The 20667-nt window shown below is 55.9% G+C and carries 16 protein-coding genes and 1 tRNA gene; 6 read left to right on the forward strand and 11 right to left on the reverse strand.

Features of this window, described 5'->3' with window-relative positions; translation table 11 throughout:
• Positions 1-184: 184 nt before the first annotated feature.
• Positions 185-394, reverse strand: a complete 210-nt coding sequence (locus tag OSO_RS0139475) for a hypothetical protein (protein ID WP_157606195.1) — start codon at positions 392-394, stop codon at positions 185-187.
• A gap of 158 nt (positions 395-552) precedes the next feature.
• Positions 553-690, reverse strand: coding sequence for a hypothetical protein (locus OSO_RS51240; RefSeq protein ID WP_157606197.1), 138 nt, complete (start codon positions 688-690; stop codon positions 553-555).
• A gap of 362 nt (positions 691-1052) precedes the next feature.
• On the opposite strand from OSO_RS51240, the gene OSO_RS49215 reads away from it, so the two are divergent.
• The 4 genes from OSO_RS49215 (at position 1053) to OSO_RS0139510 (ending at position 7576) form a co-directional block, all read left to right on the forward strand.
• On the forward strand, positions 1053-1715 hold the full coding sequence (locus tag OSO_RS49215; RefSeq protein WP_010588223.1) for a MarR family winged helix-turn-helix transcriptional regulator: 663 nt from the start codon (positions 1053-1055) through the stop codon (positions 1713-1715).
• Between the two features lie 74 nt (positions 1716-1789).
• Positions 1790-4975 carry a TolC family protein gene (locus OSO_RS0139495; RefSeq protein WP_157606200.1) on the forward strand — a complete coding sequence of 1062 codons (3186 nt, stop codon included), beginning with the start codon at positions 1790-1792 and terminating at the stop codon, positions 4973-4975.
• Complete coding sequence (locus tag OSO_RS0139500) at positions 4950-6674, forward strand: efflux RND transporter periplasmic adaptor subunit (protein WP_010588225.1); 1725 nt, start codon at positions 4950-4952, stop codon at positions 6672-6674. Before OSO_RS0139495 ends, OSO_RS0139500 begins: the two co-directional genes overlap by 26 nt.
• A 188-nt stretch (positions 6675-6862) precedes the next feature.
• Complete coding sequence (locus OSO_RS0139510; protein ID WP_010588226.1) at positions 6863-7576, forward strand: ABC transporter ATP-binding protein; 714 nt, start codon at positions 6863-6865, stop codon at positions 7574-7576.
• Positions 7577-7695: 119 nt separating this feature from the next.
• Here OSO_RS0139510 and clpP read toward each other — a convergent pair whose 3' ends face one another.
• The 4 genes from clpP to OSO_RS0139530 all read right to left on the reverse strand — a co-directional run bounded on the left by clpP (position 7696) and on the right by OSO_RS0139530 (position 11015).
• On the reverse strand, positions 7696-8301 hold the full coding sequence (gene clpP, locus OSO_RS0139515; protein WP_010588227.1) for an ATP-dependent Clp endopeptidase proteolytic subunit ClpP: 606 nt from the start codon (positions 8299-8301) through the stop codon (positions 7696-7698).
• Between the two features lie 76 nt (positions 8302-8377).
• Positions 8378-9004, reverse strand: a complete 627-nt coding sequence (locus OSO_RS0139520) for a ClpP family protease (protein WP_010588228.1) — start codon at positions 9002-9004, stop codon at positions 8378-8380.
• A gap of 249 nt (positions 9005-9253) precedes the next feature.
• Positions 9254-10711 carry a trigger factor gene (gene tig / locus OSO_RS0139525; protein WP_010588229.1) on the reverse strand — a complete coding sequence of 486 codons (1458 nt, stop codon included), beginning with the start codon at positions 10709-10711 and terminating at the stop codon, positions 9254-9256.
• 231 nt (positions 10712-10942) lie between these two features.
• Positions 10943-11015: transfer RNA gene (locus tag OSO_RS0139530), tRNA-Gly, on the reverse strand.
• 486 nt (positions 11016-11501) lie between these two features.
• On the opposite strand from OSO_RS0139530, the gene OSO_RS0139535 reads away from it, so the two are divergent.
• Both OSO_RS0139535 and OSO_RS0139540 read left to right on the forward strand, forming a co-directional pair.
• Complete coding sequence (locus OSO_RS0139535) at positions 11502-11819, forward strand: hypothetical protein (RefSeq protein ID WP_010588230.1); 318 nt, start codon at positions 11502-11504, stop codon at positions 11817-11819.
• A gap of 142 nt (positions 11820-11961) precedes the next feature.
• Entirely contained in the window at positions 11962-12279 is a 318-nt protein-coding gene (locus OSO_RS0139540; RefSeq protein ID WP_010588231.1) for a hypothetical protein, read from the forward strand.
• Positions 12280-12492: 213 nt separating this feature from the next.
• Here OSO_RS0139540 and OSO_RS0139545 read toward each other — a convergent pair whose 3' ends face one another.
• From OSO_RS0139545 to OSO_RS0139575, 5 genes are all read right to left on the reverse strand, one after another.
• A complete protein-coding gene (locus OSO_RS0139545; protein WP_010588232.1) occupies positions 12493-13407 on the reverse strand; it encodes an acetamidase/formamidase family protein in 915 nt (304 codons plus the stop codon).
• A gap of 6 nt (positions 13408-13413) precedes the next feature.
• Complete coding sequence (locus tag OSO_RS0139550; RefSeq protein ID WP_010588233.1) at positions 13414-14784, reverse strand: DUF1552 domain-containing protein; 1371 nt, start codon at positions 14782-14784, stop codon at positions 13414-13416.
• Between the two features lie 362 nt (positions 14785-15146).
• Complete coding sequence (locus tag OSO_RS51660; protein ID WP_193378366.1) at positions 15147-16094, reverse strand: helix-turn-helix domain-containing protein; 948 nt, start codon at positions 16092-16094, stop codon at positions 15147-15149.
• Between the two features lie 210 nt (positions 16095-16304).
• Complete coding sequence (locus OSO_RS0139565) at positions 16305-18686, reverse strand: DUF1592 domain-containing protein (RefSeq protein WP_157606203.1); 2382 nt, start codon at positions 18684-18686, stop codon at positions 16305-16307.
• Positions 18687-19442: 756 nt separating this feature from the next.
• Positions 19443-20612, reverse strand: a complete 1170-nt coding sequence (locus tag OSO_RS0139575) for a transporter (RefSeq protein WP_010588238.1) — start codon at positions 20610-20612, stop codon at positions 19443-19445.
• Positions 20613-20667 lie beyond the last annotated feature (55 nt).

Genomic DNA, 20667 nt, shown 5'->3' on the forward strand with positions numbered 1-20667 from the left:
TGGTCCGATTCGAATTGGACCTTCACCATTTCGTCCCATCGTGACCTTAGTCACGGGAACAATACGAAAACACGGCGAGCGCCACTCGACGTGAAATTCAATCGCGAGTAAGCAAGACGACGAGGTGCGCTGCCGAACACGGGCGGGTAATATCGTTAACGATCACCATCCTCCCACGCGAGGATCAAGAATTGACCGGCGTCGCGCGTCCCGATTTCTGATCAAGCATCTCGACCAGCTGGCGAATTTCGCTGAGTTCGTCTTTACGCTCTTCCGCGATCTTGTCAGGCGTGTCGCGAATCTCAAGCATCCGACTGCTTCGCACGAAACGCAGACCGCGGACCAGCAATTCACGTTGACGATCCGTCAGTTCCAAATGAAACAGGTCACTCATGGGATTGTCATCCGACAAACGGTGGAGGTCGAAATGCTTGCCGATCGTCATTTTATCGACAGAGCCACGGAAATATGCTAGTGGCGCAATCCCTGCTTCACAAGTATTCCGTCGCAGTCAAGGGCAAGACGCGATTTGGGAATCTCGCTCGTTCAGGCTCACCAGAGCGTTTCCCCATTTTCGAGGAATGGCCCTGCGATTTCCACCGACGAAACATTTTCGTCACGCGCGTCTTTCGTCAACCGGACAACGGGGACGCTGTCCCACCAGCACAGCGTCCCCGCGGAAGTTATCATCGACGCAGCTCTCGGCAATCTTGGCCGGTTCTCAAGGTGTCACTTTTCCGACTACGACCGCTGAAGTTTGACTTCTGCCCCTTGCTTGCTGGCAGTTCATGGCGGTTCGGTAGGCTTTGGGGTTAAGGTGAAATCTTCCTGTCGCATCGAAAAATCCTTCAGATGCGAACGATTTCCAGACGAATCAATCTGGCGGAGTTGATGGATTTTTTCGTTTGCGCTGAATGCACGCCCCTGCCACCTCATTTGGACGCGCATTGATGCGTAAGGCCGTCCGCGGCGGACGCCGGTCATTTCCAATTCGAAAACATTCCACCAGCTCGGTTTACGACGCTCAATGACTTCGTGCCAGGAATGACGGAATGGGCCCTGACGGTCAGTCTCGCGCGATGAATGCATCCGACAATTCAGCCGTTTTGATGGACGGACTGCTTCGCGCCGCCCAGATTGCTCGCTTTCGTTTCAATGACTGGCTCGGTCATTTCGAATTGACGGAAGGTCGCCATGCCGTGTTGTCGGCATTGGTTCGCGCCGGGGACGGTGGTTGTTCGCAAGCGGAGCTGGCAGACAGCTTAGGTCAATCCGAATCCAACGTCAGCACCTTGATCGAGCGCATGCAGCGTGACGGATTGGTAAGCCGTTCGCGTAGCGAGTTTGATCGGCGGAAACGCATTCTCCTCGTCACGGCGGCGGGGCGTACCAAGCTGGAATCGGTAGAAGCCCATCGTTCCGCCTGGGCCGCGCGCCTATTTCAGGGGATTTCGTTTGATGACCAAGCCCGGTTGTTCACGCTGCTGCAACGGCTTGGAAGCAGCCTGGAACCCGCCTTTGTGAGTGCGCTTCGTCAGGTCATTGTTCCGGCCGTGACGCCACCGGTCGTGCCGTCGACCGACAAGGTGCCGTCTGGAGCGGATCTTTCCGATCCCACGGGTGATCCCGCGACGCCACAATTTGCCTTACGGCGAATGTTGCTGTCACTCGGCTCCGTGACACGTAACGAATCGCGTGACAAGGAGGCTGCATGATGCTGCGTTCGCCTCAAGCTGCCAATATTTCGGCCGACACGTCCTCCCTTGCATTCCAGTCTGGATCCAGCCCGATGAGCTCGATTCGTCCGCCATCATCGTCCATTCGCCCTCCTGTCTGGTTGGTGCTGATCGCCTTCGGCTGGCTGAGCTGTTGCGGTTGCTCACGTAGCTTCTGGCGCAGTCAGGCAGATTTCGACGCCTACAACCTCCTCAGTCAAAAGCAGTTTGATCCTCGCTGGGTCATTCCGCGCACATCCGTCGAACCGGATCCACGAAGCCGGTTCTATGATGTTGATGACCGCGATAAGCCGATGCTGCCCCCCGATGATCCTGCCGCGTCACGGTACATGGAGTGGGTCAATGGCATGCGGGGATATAAGAGCTGGCATAAATTCGGGCAGTCGATGACCGTCGAGAATCCCCAATGGCTGGCCAACTTCGGAGTCGCTCCAGATACATTCCACGACAGCTACATGTTGTCGGATGGTGTGTCGGTCGGAGACGACCCCACCAAGCTTCCCACCGAATCGTCGATTCGCCTCGTCCCAACAATCGAAAACTTGACGCTGCCACAAGCGATTGAGCTCGCCAGTATCCACAGCCGCGACTATCAGACGCAGCTCGAAAACTTGTTCTTGTCCGCACTGCAATTGTCGCTGGACCAGTATCAGTTCCAAGTGCGATATCTGCTTGGCACGGCACCGACGCGGCCCACGACGGCTCTTCCAGGCACATCGGTGCCGTCGGGCGTATTGACAAACAGCACAGTGCCAGGGGTTAGCAATACACTGGGGCTTACCACGGCAGGCGGGGTCAGTCAGATTCTGCCCACCGGCGGGCAATGGATCGTGGGCCTGGCAAACAACACCCTGTGGTTGTTCTCGGGAGGCCAACAAGCCACCACATCGCAATCATTGCTCTCGTATTCGCTGGTTCAGCCCTTGCTGGCGGGCGCAGGTCGAAAGCTGTTTCTCGAGAACTTGACGTTCAGTGAACGTAACGTGCTTTACAATACCCGTCTTTTGACCCGCTATCGCCGCTTATTTTTCGCCGACACCGTGGTCAACACCAACGGGGGATCAGGCAGTTCGCCGTCCGCGATCTCGGGTTCGACGGGGGCCAGCGTTGCGAACCCGACCGTCATCAGCACAAACGCCGGCGCCACAATTGCTGCGGGGAACACGGTCTCGTCGGCCGCCGCGCAGGGCGGCGGAATCTTTGGTTACCTGGGGATGCTGTATCAGTTGCAGCAGGTGTTGAACCAGCGTGAAAACGTGGACTACCTTCGATCGCAATCCGAGCGTTTGAAGGAATTGTTGACTCAAATGCCATTTCGCCGTCTGAACATGGATGCGCTTCCTGATGGAATTCGATTCCCGGAAAGCCTGTCGCCCAAAATCGATTACACGCCCGAGACGCATCGGTTGAGGTGGAAAGATAGCGACGTCATGTCGGAGCGGGAACGCGACGAATTGCTCGCGCTGAGCGACGATGCCAGTTACCAGTCGGCCATTCGCGAAATTTACAGCCAGCTTCGAATCGGTGTTACGACACTTGACTATTTGCAGGTCGCAACACAGTTGACGAATTCAGAACTTCGCGAACGCCAATTGCGACAAGCCTATGACGATGAGATCGATCAATACAAGTTTTTCCTCGGTCTGCCCGTCGACTTGCAGATGACGATCGATCCATCCATGCTGAAACCGTTCGAATTGACCGATCCGCGACTGAAGGTGCTCGACTATCGCCTGATGAAGTTCGTCTCGAGACCCTGGCAACTCGACATGGAAACCCCAGCGATCGAGCCCTTGCGGTTCATTGTGGATCAATTCGCAGATCTGGTTCGAAAGATCGGGCAGGATGGAATCGACGTTGTCACCAACGACGTCAAGGCCGTGCGCGATACCATGCCGCGGCGCTTGGAACGATTGCTGTGGGACGAGTCGCGCGAAGTGGTCGCCGCGCGTTTTGACCGCGATATGCTCGTTTACGACAATGTTCGTGAAACCTATTTCGATGTCGCACAGCAAGTCGATGTCTGGAAGCGACAGGTCCAAAATAATGACCTCGAACTGGAAGATCGCAAGACGATTCTTAGTCGTCTGAAAGATGCTCGCGAAGACATGCTTCAGGTTGTACAAACCTTACGATTGCTTCAAGCAGGATTGCGCGCCGAACTGATTGAGCTCGTCGATTTCACCATGACTCTCGATGAAGCCACTGACACAGCGCTCGAGAACCGTCTGGATCTGATGAACGCGCGAGCCCGCGTGATGGACTCCCGAAGAAATATGGAAGTCGCCGCCAACCGCCTTGAGGCAATCTTAAATCTGGTGGCTCAGGGAAATATCAACACACCTGGGGTCGGTAACCATCCGCTCGACTTCCGAGGAGCTGCCAGTTCATTTCAGGTTGGCGTCCAAATGACGGCGCCTTTAGATCAGGTTCAGGTTCGTAATGCCTACCGGCAGTCACTGGTCAGTTATCAGCAGCAACGACGCGCCTACATGTTGCTGGAAGATCAAGTCAAATATGACATTCGGACCAGTTGGCGACAATTAAAAGTGAACGCGCAGAATTTTGAGACCACCCGGAAAATCCTGCGCCAAGCAGCGCTTCAGTTGGACATTAACGTTGCCAACAACCTGAATCCGAAATCAGTAACAGCGGGTCAAGGTGGTACCACGAACTTGGGAACAACCGGTTTGAACCTGCTCAATGCGGTCAGCGCAGTCTTAAATGCACAGAACAATTTGATCCAAATCTGGGCTTCATACGAGCGAAACAGGATTAACATCTACCGCGATATGGATATCATGGAGATCGACGAACGCGGAGTCTGGGTTGACCCATTGTACCAGAACATGGATCCCCCTGACCCTCCATCAAACTCCAGCGAGTCCGACAATGCCATCCCTCCCCAACCAGCTCCCGCCAAAAACGACAGTGCCGCAACACCCCGCGGAAAACGAAGTTCATTCCCCGGCATCGTCCGCCTCAACAGCACCGCGCCAGTTGGGACGGCGAAAGCCGACGTGGAAGAGCGGCGCAGTGATCGCCGGTCTGGCCCTGGGGGGCGTGCTGGCGTGGCCTCATCTCAGATACGGTTGGTCTCAGATTTCGACGGCGCTGACGAGGACTCCGGATCAGACGGAGGGTCTGGTGACGGAGACCGCGAAGAGGGGGACGTTCCAGATTACGGTCGTCGAGAGGGGGGCTCTCGACAGTATGCGAAACGCCGTCTTGACGAGTAAGGTCGAAGGGTCCACGACGATCATTTCGATCGTGCCCGAAGGGACCAGCGTCAAGGAAGGTGATCTTGTCTGCGAACTCGATTCGTCACTCCTCAGTGACCGTGAGACCCAGCAAGAGATCCTCGCCGCAAAAGCCGAGACTGCTTACAACCAGGGGCGCGAAGATCTGTTGATTCAAGAGATCTTGAATAAGAGCGAAACCGAAGCCGCTGATCTGCGACTGGTACTCGCCGAGATCGACCTAGAGAAGTTCGAACTCGGTGACCTCGTTCAACAAAAGGACGAGTTGCAAAACCAGAAGAAGCTCGCCGAAGTCAATCTCTCGCGCGCTCAAGAAAGCTATGACTACGTCAAACGACTCGCGCGAAATGGATACCGCACGCAGAACGATCTGGAATCAGAACGCATCGCCGTCGAAACCCAGGTCATCGCCATGAAACTGGTCGAAGGCCAGATCAAGGTTCTGAAGGATTACACCGAGAATCGGACGTTGGTGGAACTGAGAGCCAAAGTCGACGAGTGCAAACGGGAAATTCAACGGACCGAAAGCCGAACGCGATCCGCTCTGATTCAGAAGAAAGACGAGCTGCACGCACGTAAGCTGACTTACGAAGTCGAGCACAACAAGCACGAACGGCTGCAGGCTCAAATCAAGGCTTGCAAGATCTTCGCAACTCAGGATGGTCAAGTCGTCTACGCGAACACGCGCGATGGCCGTTCCTCTGAGCAAGTGTTGATCGAAGTGGGGTCCGCCGTTCGGGAACGGCAACCAATCATCAACCTGCCTGACCTCGATCAAATGAAGGTCAACGCCAAGATTCATGAATCCCGGATCAGCATGGTCCGCCCGGGCATGACGGCCGTCATCCGCGTCGATGCCTATTCCGATGAAACGTTTCACGGCCGTGTCGATTCGGTCGCCTCCGTCCCCAGCTCAACCGGTGGCTTCAGCAGCAATATCAAGGAGTACGATGCGGTCATCAAGATCATGGATGAATCCGACAAGGTGAATAAGCTTCGCCCTGGTCTAACGGCCAGTACGGAAATCCTGGTTGAACGCCGCGAAGACGTGTTGCAGATCCCTCTGCAAGCCAATGTTACGATTGGCAGCAAGCAGTTTGTCTTTGTCGTCATTGGAAAACAGGTCGAAGCACGCGCGATCAAAGTTGGCAAAACCAACGCAAACTTCATCGAGATTCTCGAAGGGCTCGTCGATGGCGACGAAGTCGTCATGAATCCACATTCGCGCTTCCAGAAGGAAATTTCAGACCTGGAAGAAGCTCAGGCGAAGGAACAGGCGAAAGAAGCACCAAAGTCACCAGACGTCGTGCCGCTCAGTTCGCCCGCCGCTGTGACAAATGAATTGGCGGCGGTGAAACCCGGCGAGGGGAACCCTGCGGGTGGACCTGGTGGTCGCCGTCGTCGTTCGGGTGGTGAAGACGGCGCTGCGGGCGGTCCCGCGGGCGAAGGCCGTCCACAGGGTGGATTTGATCCTGAAGCTCGATTTACGCAGATGGACAAAGATCACGATGGCAAGGTCACCAAAGACGAGGCCGATGAACGCATCGCGCAAAACTTTGAACGCTTCGACACCGATTCGGACGGAAGCGTCACGAAGGAAGAGTTCCTGGCGGCCATTGCCAAGTTTCGTGGAAACGGCGGACGCCCACGCCCCCCCGCAGCGGATGGCGGAAACTAGCACGTGTCACGGATCAGCGTCAGCGGCTCGTCGCGGTTGATCGAAGGCCCCAGCCTGCCACTGGCGTTCCCGAAAACCCGATGCCAGTGGCTCCAGAACAATTCGCCGACAAACCACACTGAAGCATCGAGCATCCGCGAGGGAGGCGTCTTTGACCTCCGTCGCTCACTGGTATGGGTAGACTTCGCATGGGAATGGCGGCGCAACTGATTAATCTGACTAAGTTTTACCAACTGGGTGAAAACACGGTCCGTGCTCTTCGGGGCGTGTCGGCAGACTTCCCGCTGGGTGATTTCGTCGCAATTATGGGGTCGTCTGGAAGCGGCAAGAGTACGCTCTTGAACCTGCTGGGAGCTCTCGATCGTCCTACCAGTGGGCAGTATATCCTCTCGAATTACGACGTCAGTACTCTGAATGACGATCAATTGTCAGAGATTCGCAACCGCCTGATCGGCTTTATATTTCAGTCGTACAATCTGATTGCTCAGTATACGGTGCTCGAGAATATCCAAGTGCCGTTTCATTATCGCTCGGATCGCCGGACGATTGGATCGGTGGAAATGAATCGCACCATCGACTTGGCCGCCAAAGTTGGGTTGTCGGATCGACTCGACCACCGCCCGTTTCAGCTGTCGGGCGGTCAGCAGCAACGTGTCGCAATCGCCCGTGCCCTGGTCAATGACCCCGAGATCATCCTGGCGGACGAACCCACGGGGAATCTCGATTCGACGACGGAAAAAGAGATCATGGAACTTTTAACCGGCCTGAATCGCGAAGGCCGGACCATTATCATGGTGACTCACGAAAATTCCGTCGCCCGTCGTGCGCGTCGACAGATCGTCATGAAAGACGGTGTGATCGCCAGCGAAGGCTTGTTTTCACAAGAAGCCGATTCGAAGTAAGGCCTCGGCCAGCGGCACAAAAGCAACAAGGCCCGCTGAAACGGGCCTTTGAAGTCGCATCGAGTTGGTTGTCCGGTCGCTGGCTGTCTGGGCCACGCGACCGAAGAACGTTCAGTGCCTTACGCACTCGCGGGTGGTACTGGCAGATGCTCGAGAATGTGATCGATCAGCCCATATCCCTTGGCCTCTTCGGCCGACATGAAGTTGTCGCGATCAGTGTCTTCCTCGATCTTTTCCAGGGTCTGGCCAGTGTGCTTCAGCATCAATTCGTTCATACGACGCTTCGTACGAAGAACTTCCTTGGCGTGAATCTCAAGCTCCACTGCCGTTCCCTGCATCCCGGCCAGCGGCTGGTGAATCATGATCCGGCTGTTCGGCAACGCATATCGCTTGCCCTTGGTCCCGGCGGTCAACAACATTGCGCCCATGCTGGCACACTGTCCGAGGCAATAGGTGGCCACGTCACAGGCGATGAACTGCATGGTGTCGTAGATCGCCATCCCTGATGTGATCGATCCACCAGGGCTATTGATGTACATGTGGATGTCGGCTTTGCTGTCTTCGAACTGAAGATACAGCAACTGAGCCACAATGCTGTTGGAAACGTCGTCGTTGATCGCGCTTCCCAGCAGAATGATCCGGTCACGCAGTAACCGACTGTAAATATCCATCGCCCGCTCATCGCGGCCGTTTTTTTCGATGACGTAGGGCACGAGTGAAGTCATGGCAGAAACTCGCTGAACGAAGGTGACTGATCGAAACAGACGGCGCGGGTTACGTCGCGCTCGCGAAGGGGACGAATCAGGTCGTCGCGGCAGCTTTCAACTTGGGATTCATCAGAATCTCGTCGATCAGACCGTACTCTTTGGCCGCGGTGGCGGTCAGGTAGCGATCGCGACCGGTGTCCTTGGCAATCCGTTCCACGGGTTGTCCCGTGTGGCTGGCCAGAATCTCGTTCAGGACGTGTCGTGTGACAAGAATCTCTTCAGCTTGAATCTCGATATCCGAGACTTGTCCCGACACTTCGCCATAAGGCTGATGAATCATCATTTTCGCGTGCGGCAGGATGAAGCGCTTGCCCTTCGTTCCGCCGGCAACGAGGATGGCGCCACCACTGGCCGCAAGTCCGACGCAATACGTCGCGACACTACACTGCAGGAACTGCATCGTGTCGTAAATGGCCATTGTCGCCGTGACCGAACCACCTGGCGAATTGATGTAGAAGTGCACGTCCTGATGCTTGTTTTCGGACTGCAAGTACAACAGTTTCATGACAATGAGATTGGCGCTGGCATCATGAATCGGACCGTCCAGGAAGACGATGCGATTTTCCAGCAACAGATCGCCAATCCCCATTTGACGCTGCCGCGAATAATCGCGAGCGGCGTTCAACTGCGGAGAGACTGAGCCACGAAACGAGTCGAGCATGCGACACCCTTCCAGAAATTGAGACGAACCGGGGGAGACCGTCGTTTACTCCCCTCTGTGTATTGCTCTTCGCTGGAAGAGTAGGAAGCAACCCGCTCTCAGGCAAGGCTGGTCCTCGCGAATTTTGCCCCGTGGGTGTGCAGAGTGGCAGCAAATTCGCTGTGAAACGGAATCGCGGCAAATCTTGGTCGATTTGCCGCGCACCGCGATCCAGAAGTTGATCATCAGCCCAGGTTGACCAGCAACGGCTTACTCTTCGTCGTCGGCAGGATTGACCACGACGGTGGATGTACCGCAAACCGAAATCGACAATGCCTGGACATCGTCCGCCTTGGCAACGGGAGCTGGCACGTCTTCGAAGACGGCCGACTTCAGCACAACGTCGACGGCCTTGCGTTCGCGAATCTGTGCTTCGAGATTCTCGATCACACCGCTCTTGACCAGACGAGCTCGCACGCGCCGTGGGTTTTCGCCGCGTTGAATCGCCATCATATGGATTTCGGCATCGATATCCGTTGGCGTCACTTCCACTTTTTCTTGTTCGGCAATCTTGTCGAGCACAAAGTGCTCTTTCAGGGCCTGACGCGTAGAAGTAATGGCGTTCTGTCGGAGTTCGTTTTCGCGTGCCATGATCTGCTGAGTGGTGAAGCCGGCTTGCTCCATCTCCAGGATTTCACGACGCAAAGCGTTCTCAGTTTGCTTGCGAACGAGTTGTTCCGGCAAATCCCATGTCGCTGATTCGGTGATCTTTTCGATCACTTGCTTACGAACCGCTTGTCGCTGTTCGTAGACAACTTGACGTTCGAGCATTCCGCGAACTTCGGTTCGCAGGGCTTCAACGTCGGAGTATCCGATTCGATCGAGGAATCCGCCGCCAAGGTCTGGCATCTTGACTCGCAGGACTTCGCCGACCAGGATCGTGGCGTTCAGCTTTTCGCCGCGCATTTCGACCTGTTCCGCTTCCTGCGAAATCGTCACTTCGACCTGCTTTTCCGTTCCCGGAACTGCGCCGGCCATCAGCTTGTCAAAGCCTTGCACTTCTGCATCGCGGAATCGGACGATTGGCTTCAGTTGAAGCTCGATGGACGAAATCTTGCGGAACGGTTGGCCGTCGCGGGTGAATTCGACCGAAGCAACCACGAAATCGTTGGCTTCGGCTGGGCCATCGTGCGATTCATTGGTGGCATACTGAGCGCGGAATTTTTCGAGGTACGCGTCGACGTCGGCGTCGGTGACTTCTCGCGAAGGACGCTCGATCTTCAATCCATCGTACTTGGGCAGATCGAACGAGGGGCGAACTTCGACGTCGAACTCGTATTCGAAATCACCCTGTTCTGGGATCGCCAGGCTCTCGACATCGAAGTCCGGTTCGTTGATCGGGTCGAGCGTGTTTTCGTCGGCGAGCTGTTCCAGGCTCTGCATCAACACGCGCTGACGGACCGAATTCGAGATTTCGGTCTTGAAGCGCTTCTGAGCGAGGCTGGCTGGAACGCGACCCTTACGGAATCCGGGGACAGCCGCCGTGTCGACGATCTCTTTGACCGCTTCTTCCGAGAAGTGATCGATGTCCGCGCGCGGAACGGTCACGCGAACATGCTTACGGCACGGGCCGACGTTCTCGATATCCACCTTGAGGGACAGCTTGTATTTCTGTTCCGAATCCGCCTCTGCAACAGCATCCGAGACAGTGTTTGCGGCTTCACTCACAGATAGTCGTCCTTACCTTGGAACCGAAGAGTTTAAAACCGATATGTGTCGTGATGGCTCGCGATTTACCAATTCGACACAATCACACGGGAACATTCGACGTCGTTTCGCCTGCTATCTTGCGGCCTGATCATTGACCGCGACGAAACGTGGAACAATCCCCATCTTTCCGCCGCGGCAAGAGTCTGGCTCCAGACAACAGACTGCGGGCGGCCTCAACATCTTATTGAGAGCGGGTGATGGGACTCGAACCCACGACAACCACGTTGGCAACGTGGTACTCTACCAACTGAGTTACACCCGCCAGCCTTGCTAGCAGGGACGAATTATCCAAGTTCGCCCCGCCCCGTCAAGCGAAACGAATCGTCACTAACGATCGTTCTGCTCGACTTCTCTTACTTTTCGACGCCCGGTCGGCGTTGCCGCCTTCCGTTGCCGTAGATCAACATCGCATCCCCGTGATGAAGGTGCGCCCATAAGTTGTGTGTGTTAAACATCTTACAGCAACGTTTTCTCGGTGGGTCTCTGCCGCGTGTTGTTATCGGTCAACATCGTCGTTGGCTCGCGAAATCCCCCGACGGCGTTCAAAACATTTTTGAAAATAATCCCTAAGCCTCTGAATCGTCGACAGTTGGGACCTTTGCATCGACAGAAGTGTCAAGAAACTTGAACAGTTCGTCACATTTGGCATTCAGGCTGCTTTACACCTGACCATCATCCGAAACGCAACGTTCAGCAAACTGAACGCTGGGCCAAACAACACAGCAGTCTCCAGAAAGGACCGCGAAACATGTCAGCTCTCTTCAACAGCCTGATGAACGACGAAGCCGGTTTCATTATCTCTGCCGAATTGGTTCTTGTCGCCAGTATTGCGGTCCTCGCCATGATCGTCGGCCTTTCCGAAGTCGCCTTGAACGTGGCCAATGAACTCGAAGACGTCGGTTCCTCGTTCGGTTCGGTGACTCAAAGTTATTACGTCAACGGTCTGACCGGACACATGGGAAACACTGGTGGTAGCTGCTTCACCGACAAGGTCGACTTCTGCGACAACACCTGTGACGTCTGTGGCAGCAACGATCGCACCGGTGAAGGTGCACTGGCTCACTGATCTCAAGCCTTGAATCACCCGGCACTGAGCTCCCTGTTTCTGATTTCAAGCGGCTGTTCGCCGCTTCGCAATGAATTCTTGATTCGACACTGACAAACACAACTTCCAAAACGCTGATAACACAACATAAGAAAGACCTAACATGAACGCACTTTTCGCCAACCTGATGAACGATGAAGCCGGTTTCATTATCTCTGCCGAATTGGTCCTGGTCGCCAGCATCGCCGTCCTCGCCATGATCGTTGGACTCTCGGAAGTCGCCTTGAATGTTGCCAACGAGCTTGAAGACGTCGGTTCCTCGTTCGGTTCAGTGACGCAAAGCTACTACGTCAACGGACTGACCGGACACATGGGAAACACCGGTGGTAGCAGCTTCACCGACAAGGTCGACTTCTGTGACAACACCTGCGACGTCTGTGCCAACAACGATCGCACCGGTGAAGGTGCTCTGGCTCACTAAGCCGAACTCGATCAGCAACGCTGAACTTGAATGATCACCAGACAGCCCGGCTCAACCCGGGCTGATTTTTTTCTTTGACCCGTTTTCTGTGTTTCCGTGCCTCCCTCACCACCACTGGACCCACATGGACGTCTTGCGTACATCGGGTGCATGCTGGTAGCAAGGGAGGCACAGAGGCACGGAGACACAGAGTTAAAACAATTGCAATTTTTGTTAGTGCTTGCGGGCCGGCAATACGGACTTTGGTAGCTTGCATACCATGGTGTAGGCGGGGTCGAACATATTGCCCAGGTCGTAACGCACACACTGGCTCAACAGCAGATTTGCGCCGACGGCGTCCAGGCCATAGTCCTGTTCCAGCCACCGTAGCATCTCGGTGGTCGCATGTTGCAGGCACTGATCCAGCGGACGTGCATTACCGACCGTAAAAATGAAATCCTGATTCTCGCCCCGCGGCCAGCCGATCGTCTTTGTCTTCAACACGCTCAGCGTCACGGTGACAGACATCGAGATTTCGATCCCTGTTCCGGCAATCTCCCCGTCTCCCTGTGCCGCATGTCCGTCGCCCAGGAAGAACAAGGCGCCCGGTTCGAAGACTGGAAAGTAGACCGTCGTCCCGGCAACGAAACCCCGGTAATCCATGTTGCCGCCATGTTCACCCGACGTCGCGGTGAAGATCGCCTGCTGACGAAATGGAGCCACCCCGAAGCAGCCGAGCATCGGTTCGAGCGGAATTGTCAGTCGTCCGATTGTCGAAGTTGGTGCGATCAGTGTTGCCGTGCCGTCGTCGTGGTTGATGGCCCATTCGGCCAGAGGCGTTTCTGGCAACTGTTTGACGTAGGTCGGATCAACGACATTCGGAGCCACCACCGAACGTGCCCATCCCGTCGGGCGATTGGGGCGGATTTGATCGAGCCGCACCACCAGCGTGTCGCCCGGTTCCGCCCCCTCAACATGGAACGGCCCTGTTTGCGGATTGCCGCGCGGAGTTACGGTTACGCCGTGCTCATCACCCCCGGCCGCATCGACCGTGGTGGTGGTGAGTGTGTCACCGCTTTTCAGCCGCAGCACCGGTTCATAAGGGCCCAGTGCCCGGTAATACTGAGTTGGCACAAACTGGTGATGCATGATCCCTCACGCGGTCAGTCGGTCGAGGCGTCCTGTGCTGTCACCGATCTGCTCAATTCCCTCGCCCACGCCCATGCGATCGAGCATTGACAGGAACAGGTTATTCATCGGGGTATTCTCGGGGTAAACGAGATGTCGGTTCGCGACAATCGAGCCCGAACCGGTCCCCGCGAGCAGAATCGGTAGTTCGTTGTGGTTGTGCGCATCTCCATCGGAAATGGCGGAACCGTAAACGATCATCGAATGATCGAGAATGCTGCCATCGCCTTCGGGCGTGTTCTTCAATCGCTCGAGGAATCGCGCGAAGTGCGAGACCAAATAGGCATCGATCTTTCTGAGTCCCGCGAGCCAGTCTTCCTTTTTCTGATGATGCGACAGATGGTGATGCCCGTCGTTGACGCCGACCATCGGATAGCTGCGATTGCTGCCTTCATTGGCAAGCATGAATGTGGCGACGCGCGTCGTATCCGTCTCAAACGCGAGCGCCAGCAGGTCAAACATCAGCCGGATATGTTCGTCGAGATCCTTCGGAACGCTGGTGGGCAGGGCGATCTGAGGCACCTTTTGTTCGGTCTGATCGGCACGAGACCGAGCGATCCGGACTTCGATTTCACGCACGCTGGTGAAGTACTCATCCAGCTTGCGGCGATCGGTCTGACCCAACTTCGTTGACAGTTTTGCCGCGTCATCGCCGACTGCGTCGAGGATGCTTTTGCGATAGAAATCTCGCTTCTGCTGGTTCTTGACCGACTCGCGATCACGGGCGGAACCAAACAAGCGCTCGAACACCAGCTTGGGGTTGATCTCTTTCGACATCGGCGTGGTCGGCGTCTTCCAAGAAATGTTGTTGGAGTACGCGCAGCTATAGCCCGAATCGCATTGTCCTGCGTTCCGGCCGCCTTCCGTGCCGATTTCCAGCGACGGCAACTTTGTCATCGCTCCGATGCGTTCAGCGGCAACCTGATCGATCGAGATCCCCGCGCGAATGTCCGCTCCGTCGGTTTTCACCGGATGAGCGCCCGTCAGAAACGCGGCCGCGGATCGTGCGTGGTCGCCGGGGCCATCGCCCTTCGGGTGTGCGTTGTCCTGAGCCAGGCCGCTCATCACACACAAGCGATCTTTGACATTTTCCAGCGATTGCAGTGTGGGCGAAAGCTGCCAGTCCGTTCCGTCACTCGTCGGTTTCCAATCGGGGATGACCACCCCGTTCGGAACGAACACAAACGCCATGCGAGTCGGAGCATTCGTGGCCCCCGCAGCCCAGCCGTTGGAGGGCATCATGCCATTCAGCAGCGGCAAGCCAAGCGTGACACCAGTGCCTTTGAGAAACAGACGTCGTGGAAGTTTGGGTTGATCGCTCAAAGTATCCCTCTGCATCACAAGTACGCTCAAACGGTGAAACGCTCTATCACATCAAAGATAATCGATTTAACAACTTCTGGAAATCAGTAGGAATGACACACGGACCTGAATTCTTGGACAATTCGGAAGGCCGACGGGGACTCGATGTCAAAAAACGAAAAGCGAATCAGCGGTTAGTTCTACCGAATGCCGTGGCAGGAAAAACAGGCGGATCTTATTTGCCGAAAATAGTTTACGTAATTCATTGCCAACGACCGTTCTCCCTGAGAAGGGGGCTGTCGTTGCGCATTCCGGCCTGGTCTTATGAAGCAGATGTTCAGGTTCGCGTGTTGCCGGCGGTGCCAACAGCACGCGAGTCCTGAATTCCGGATGATTAATTACTCGGCAACGTCACCATCTTTGCGGCGATCAAGGCGCTTTCCGCGTTGGTCGTCGAAGACTTGGCGTTTGTTCTTTCGCTTTGCACCGCCACTTGCTGCACCGCCGAAGCGTTGCCCGCCACCGGCACCACCGCCGTAGCCGCCACCACTGAACTGGCCGCCTTGAGCACCGCCACCATAGCCACCACCACCGGCGGCGTCGCGATTGCCGTAGCCGCCGCCACCGGTATTGCCACCTTCAGTCGAACCGAATTGGCGTCGTGGGGGTCGGCTGTAGCTACCGTACTGGCCGCCGCCACCGCCGCCTCCGCCATATTGGCCTTGGCCACCGCCACCATATTGTCCGCCACCACCACCGCCGTACTGGCCACCCTGTTGTCCGCCATACTGACCCCCGCCTTCGGGGAATCGTTGACGAGGACGGTATTCCGTTGGACCACCCTGTTGATCGGCCTGGAAAGGCCGACGAGGTGGTCGCGAGTACTGTTCGCGCTGGCCAGCGTCTTCTGCGGGGGCAGGGGCCGGGGCCGGTACTTTGGCGAACTCCGTCCGTGCCTTCTGCTGCTGCACGGCAGGGGCGTCTTGTCCGCGCAGCCAGTTTGCCACGGCGTCACGCAGGAAACGCCATTCCCCGCCGATATTCTTCCCGGGCAGGTTCTGTTCCTTGATGACACGGCGAGCCGCTGCCGGAGAAACCTTCAGGTATTCCGCAAGCTCTTCCAGCGTCAAAACGTCCAAGGGGTCGAGTCCGAAAATGTCGTTCGGCGTCAGATCCCCATCGAGCGACTCTTCATCGTCGTCGCTGTCGACGAATTCTTCCGAGCTCATTCCCTCGCCATCATCCATCAGTTCATCATCGCTCTCGCCTTCGTACGACGCTTCTTCGAGCGCCGCGTTGACCACAGCGGAATCATCTTCAATCAGGTTGTCGTTTTCTTCTGTCACTCGAAATCCTTCGTGTTTGCAGCGGATTGCTGCGAGTTCGCGCGGCCCGGATCGAGCCGGCTTGAGCGCTGTAAAGGCTGTACATTTCTGTCGTTCCATCATGGACGCGGATGTCGCATCAATGATGGAAACAGGAGACAGCGCGGCCTGTGTACGATGCCCTTGTGCGATGTCTGTCCAGTCCGATCGCGATCATGCAATCGATACGCGTTACTTGGCGTCCTCGCCCCGTCGCATGCGGAACGGTTCACTCTTGGCAATTTCTGTGACCAGCACAGAAAATTTGAAGTCGCGTCCTTTCAGAGATTCCACAATCTTAGCCGTCGTGCAGCGATCATAATACTCAAGACCCCGACCTAATGCGTACGTCAACATTTTTTCCGTCAGAGAATCTGCAAATTCGGCCTGTTTCCCACGTAAAACGTGCGTCAGCTCGAGGGGCCCTTGAAAGGTACGGCCCCCCGGCAATTCACCGCGGGTGTCCAATGCCTGGTTGCCATCTGTGTCCCGCCAGCGACCAATTGCATCAAAGTTCTCGATTCCGAACCCCAACTGATCCATCACGCGATGGCATGACGCACACGAAGCATTGCTGCGATGCAGTTCCAATTGCTGCCGTAATGTCAAATCAGGCTGTGCCTGAGCCGTCGCCTTCAATTCCGGCACATTTGGTGGTGGTGGCGGTGGTGGCTGGTTCAATAGAACCTCCATCACCCATTTGCCTCGTTTCACGGGGGAAGTTCGGTCCGGGTTGGATGTCAGTGTCAGCACACTGGCCTGCGTCAACAGACCTGCACGATTTTTCCCCGCAAGTGGCACCTGCCGGAATTCTGCACCCGATACGCCGTCGATCCCATAGTGCTTCGCCAGGCGATCGTTCACGAAGGTGTAGCTTGCATCGAGAAAATCGAGAATCGAAAGATCTTCACGCATGATGTGTGCGAAGAAATGGCTCGTTTCGCGCTTCATGTCCTCCCGCAGTTCCCCGTTGAATTCGGGAAACGCTTTGGGGTCGGGCGTGATCTCATTCAAGATTCGCAGTTGCAACCATTGTTCTGCAAAGTTGTCGACCAGCGCCTGCGACTTCGGATCTTTCAACATTCGCCGAATCTGCGTTTCAATGACCGCGTCGGTATGCAGATCTCCCGCGTCGGCGTGGGTCATCAATTCTTGATCTGGCAGACTGCTCCATAAGAAATACGACAGACGCGTAGCCAGTTCATGATCGTTGATGGCGTGTCGCTCGCTGGCGTCGTTCGGATTCTTGTCGGTTTCCACGCGAAATAGAAATTCGGGCGAGACCAGCACGCCGGTGACGGCGACCTGCATCGCGGTCACAAACGATTCACCGGTGGCGGCAACTCGTTCGGCGAGGCCCACAAACCGATTGACTTCGTCGTCGGTGACCGGACGGCGAAACGCGCGGCGCAGGAATGGCTTTAAGTCATCGCGTGCCGCGTCAGCCACGGACTTCCCTTCGCCGGGCATCGATGTCAGGAACGCATGTTGAAACGCAGGATACTCGTTCTGGTCAACGGCCGTGGGGCCGACGATCTGCAGGTCACGGACGATCAGATTGCGATCACGGCGATTCTTGTCTTCGGCCGTCTCGTTGAAGAAGTCATTGAGAAACGCGATCGAAAATTTGTGGCGACCGCGATCGACGTGCAACGCGAATTGATAATGCTCAAACTTCGGATCGACGTCCTTCACGATAAACTGTTGCACCGGTTTGTCGTCCAGGCGAAACTCCATTTTCGAGTGTTCGTCGCCCGCGGGCTGCTCGCCGGCCGAAACCTTCAGAATGTACTGGCCGGATCGTGGGAAATCGTATTCGACAAACACGTCGCCATACGACACCAGGATGATCAGGTCCTCGCGCAGGGGATGCGCCACGTTGCTGCGATGCAGTTGCTCGCGAGGAAACTCTTGAACCGGTGCGCTGGCGGGATCGATCACCAACAACGCCTCGTGAGCGACCTTTTCGGCAGCGCTCAGATACTTCTCCATCAGCAGCGGCGGCAGTGACAGCACGTCGCCAATGTTGTCGAATCCATACCCCACGTCGTCCGACGGAAAGTCTTCTGCTGGTTTGAACGTGATCCCAAACAAGTCGCGGACCGTGTTGTTGTATTCGGCGCGATTCAAGCGGCGGATCGTCACGCGCCCCGGGTCGGACATCGTCGTGCAATCGATCCGGTGCAGTTTGTCATCCAGGTAACCAATCAGCTTCGCTTTCTCATCGGGTGTCGGCTGCGCCTCATCGGCTGGCGGCATGCTTCCCGCCTTCAGCACGTTGAAGATTTTTTCCCAGGTTCGTCGATCCTTGAGCATCGATTTCTCGTCGGCATATTTGGCAAACGAGACTCCTGCCTGTGCGTCATCCCCTTCATGGCACTGCGCACAGTACTTCTTGGCGAACGGAGTGACCTCCGCGGGATAACGATCGTCGTCCGCACGCAATTGCCCGGTGAAACTGGCGAGCGACAGAATCAAAGCGGCAAACCAGGTGAAGTGGCTGTGGTGGCGACGAGCCGGAATACAGGCAATGCACTTCGCGCCGCGGCGGCAAGACATAGGACAGACCAGCATGGCAGACTCGCGGATACGTTGGCGGGATCGGTCAACAAGGCGGGCAAGAGCGAGGCATCCGGCAGACTTTTTCGTCGGCGCGAGTATAAACCGCTGAAATCACTGAAGTCCAATCCTGATTGTTTACCGTTTGATGCGGGGACTTTCATCTTGAGTTTTTGGATCTGGTGAACAACGAGCACACCTTGCTTCGTTCTGAAATTTTTTGATCGCCTTGATTCTCTTGACCGACTTGCCTTGCAATCGGTTGTTGCGAATGGAGTTGCGGAAATTCGTTGAATTGAGCATGTTGAGTGAATTGAACATCTTGGATCCTGCGTCAATCAGGCGTTTCGTCGCGTTTCGGCTGGCTTGATGCATCTCTCGATCCTCCGGGGATGTGTCGCACACGTCGAGCACGCTCCTCTCCATGCAGTGCAGTTCAGTCTTGTTTTCGGACAGCGCCCTGTCAGCGCCGCGTGACCTGGAAACAGGATACGAATTCCTGCCGATCTGTCTTGATGAATCTCGTGTTTGTTTCCAAAGGTTTGGAAGGTGGGTGTTTTGCGACGCGTGCGGAATTGCGGACTCTTGCTCGATCACAGGACGGTGACCGATGCTGGACCGGAAAAACTCAAGGCATTCGCGAGTCTGAGTTCTCTGTGGTCGACAAATTCAGAACGACCTCTGAAGGTCGCGGGAAGGAAATGTCGCGACTTAATCGCCTCAGTCTGGCGGATACGGATATTACTGACAGATCCGGTGTCTCGCGGGCCGTCAAAAGCGGATTGACAAGCCGCTGCCAGTGAAGAGCGTGTTGATGTCGCCCCCCAGTCGTTCGCCGATCCGCGCGTCGAGTTGCACGTTGGGAGTGAGGTAGATGAACACCCCCATATCGCCAAAGTTTGATGCGCGATTATCCGATGCGTTGTTGCTGAAGAATGCGAACCACTCAACGAACGCCCCAACGCGTTTGGTGGCCTGAATCAACAGTGATGCGGACTGGTGCCATTGCGAACTGGAGTCTTCCCCGAGCACCGCCAACGGTCCTTCTTGAAGTGATCCGTCGATAATCCGCGTGGCGTCACGGGATTTGACGAAATCGACTCCGGTACTCGCCTTCAGATAGAGCCAGCGGCGAAAGCCCCATCCGACGACCAGGTTGGCGGATGGTTGCACTGCATTGGCCGAGATCCCTCCCGTTCCCGTGGGAAGTGCTGCTCCGCCGACGAATGTGAGCATCGGCCGCCAATCGTCCTGCTGTAGCAGTTCATACTTGAAGCCCAGTTGCAGATCATCGCCGCCGAATGTGGACGTCTTCAGGTTGGTTGACACGTCCGAAATATCGGTCATCACGTAGCCGTTCCACTTGATGCGAAACTCAAGTTCGTCCGTGATTCCAATGCGGGTCAACACTTCCGGAAGTTGGCGACGGGTGAGATGCAGGTCGTCAGCCGAAGTTTGTCGGAATGTGTACCCGCTTTCGATCACCGTCACGCCCTTGCCAACCGAATAGGCGGCATCGGTAAAGTCGGGACGATCGGTGTTGACCAGATTGTAAAAATCCCATTCATCTGGGACCTCTTGTCCGAACAAGTTCGGTCGCATGTTGTCCCACAGGCTGCCCGGCTGATGATAATCGAGCACGCGAATCCGTGGAAAATCGGCGGGATCACTGATGACGATTTGCCCATTTCCGTCAGGAAAATACCGGATCGGCTTCTCGGCCCCGGAAGCACCTTCGCCCGATGCGTACGAACTGACCTTGTCGCTGTATCCAGGCGTGGAGATCAGATTGTATTGAACGTCTTGGATCACAGGACTCGATGACATCGCGAACGACGGAAAGTCCTGATCAGCTGAGTGAGCAATCCCCGTCAGAATCACGAAAGCGATGACGATCATCCCAATCTGGAACGATCGAATGACAACGAACAAAGTCGGCATGGTAGACTCGCAATGAGACGGGCGCATGTCGTGCGCGGAATGAAACGAACTCGAC

It is taken from the genome of Schlesneria paludicola DSM 18645 (assembly GCF_000255655.1).
GTDB classification, from domain to species: Bacteria; Planctomycetota; Planctomycetia; order Planctomycetales; family Planctomycetaceae; genus Schlesneria; species Schlesneria paludicola.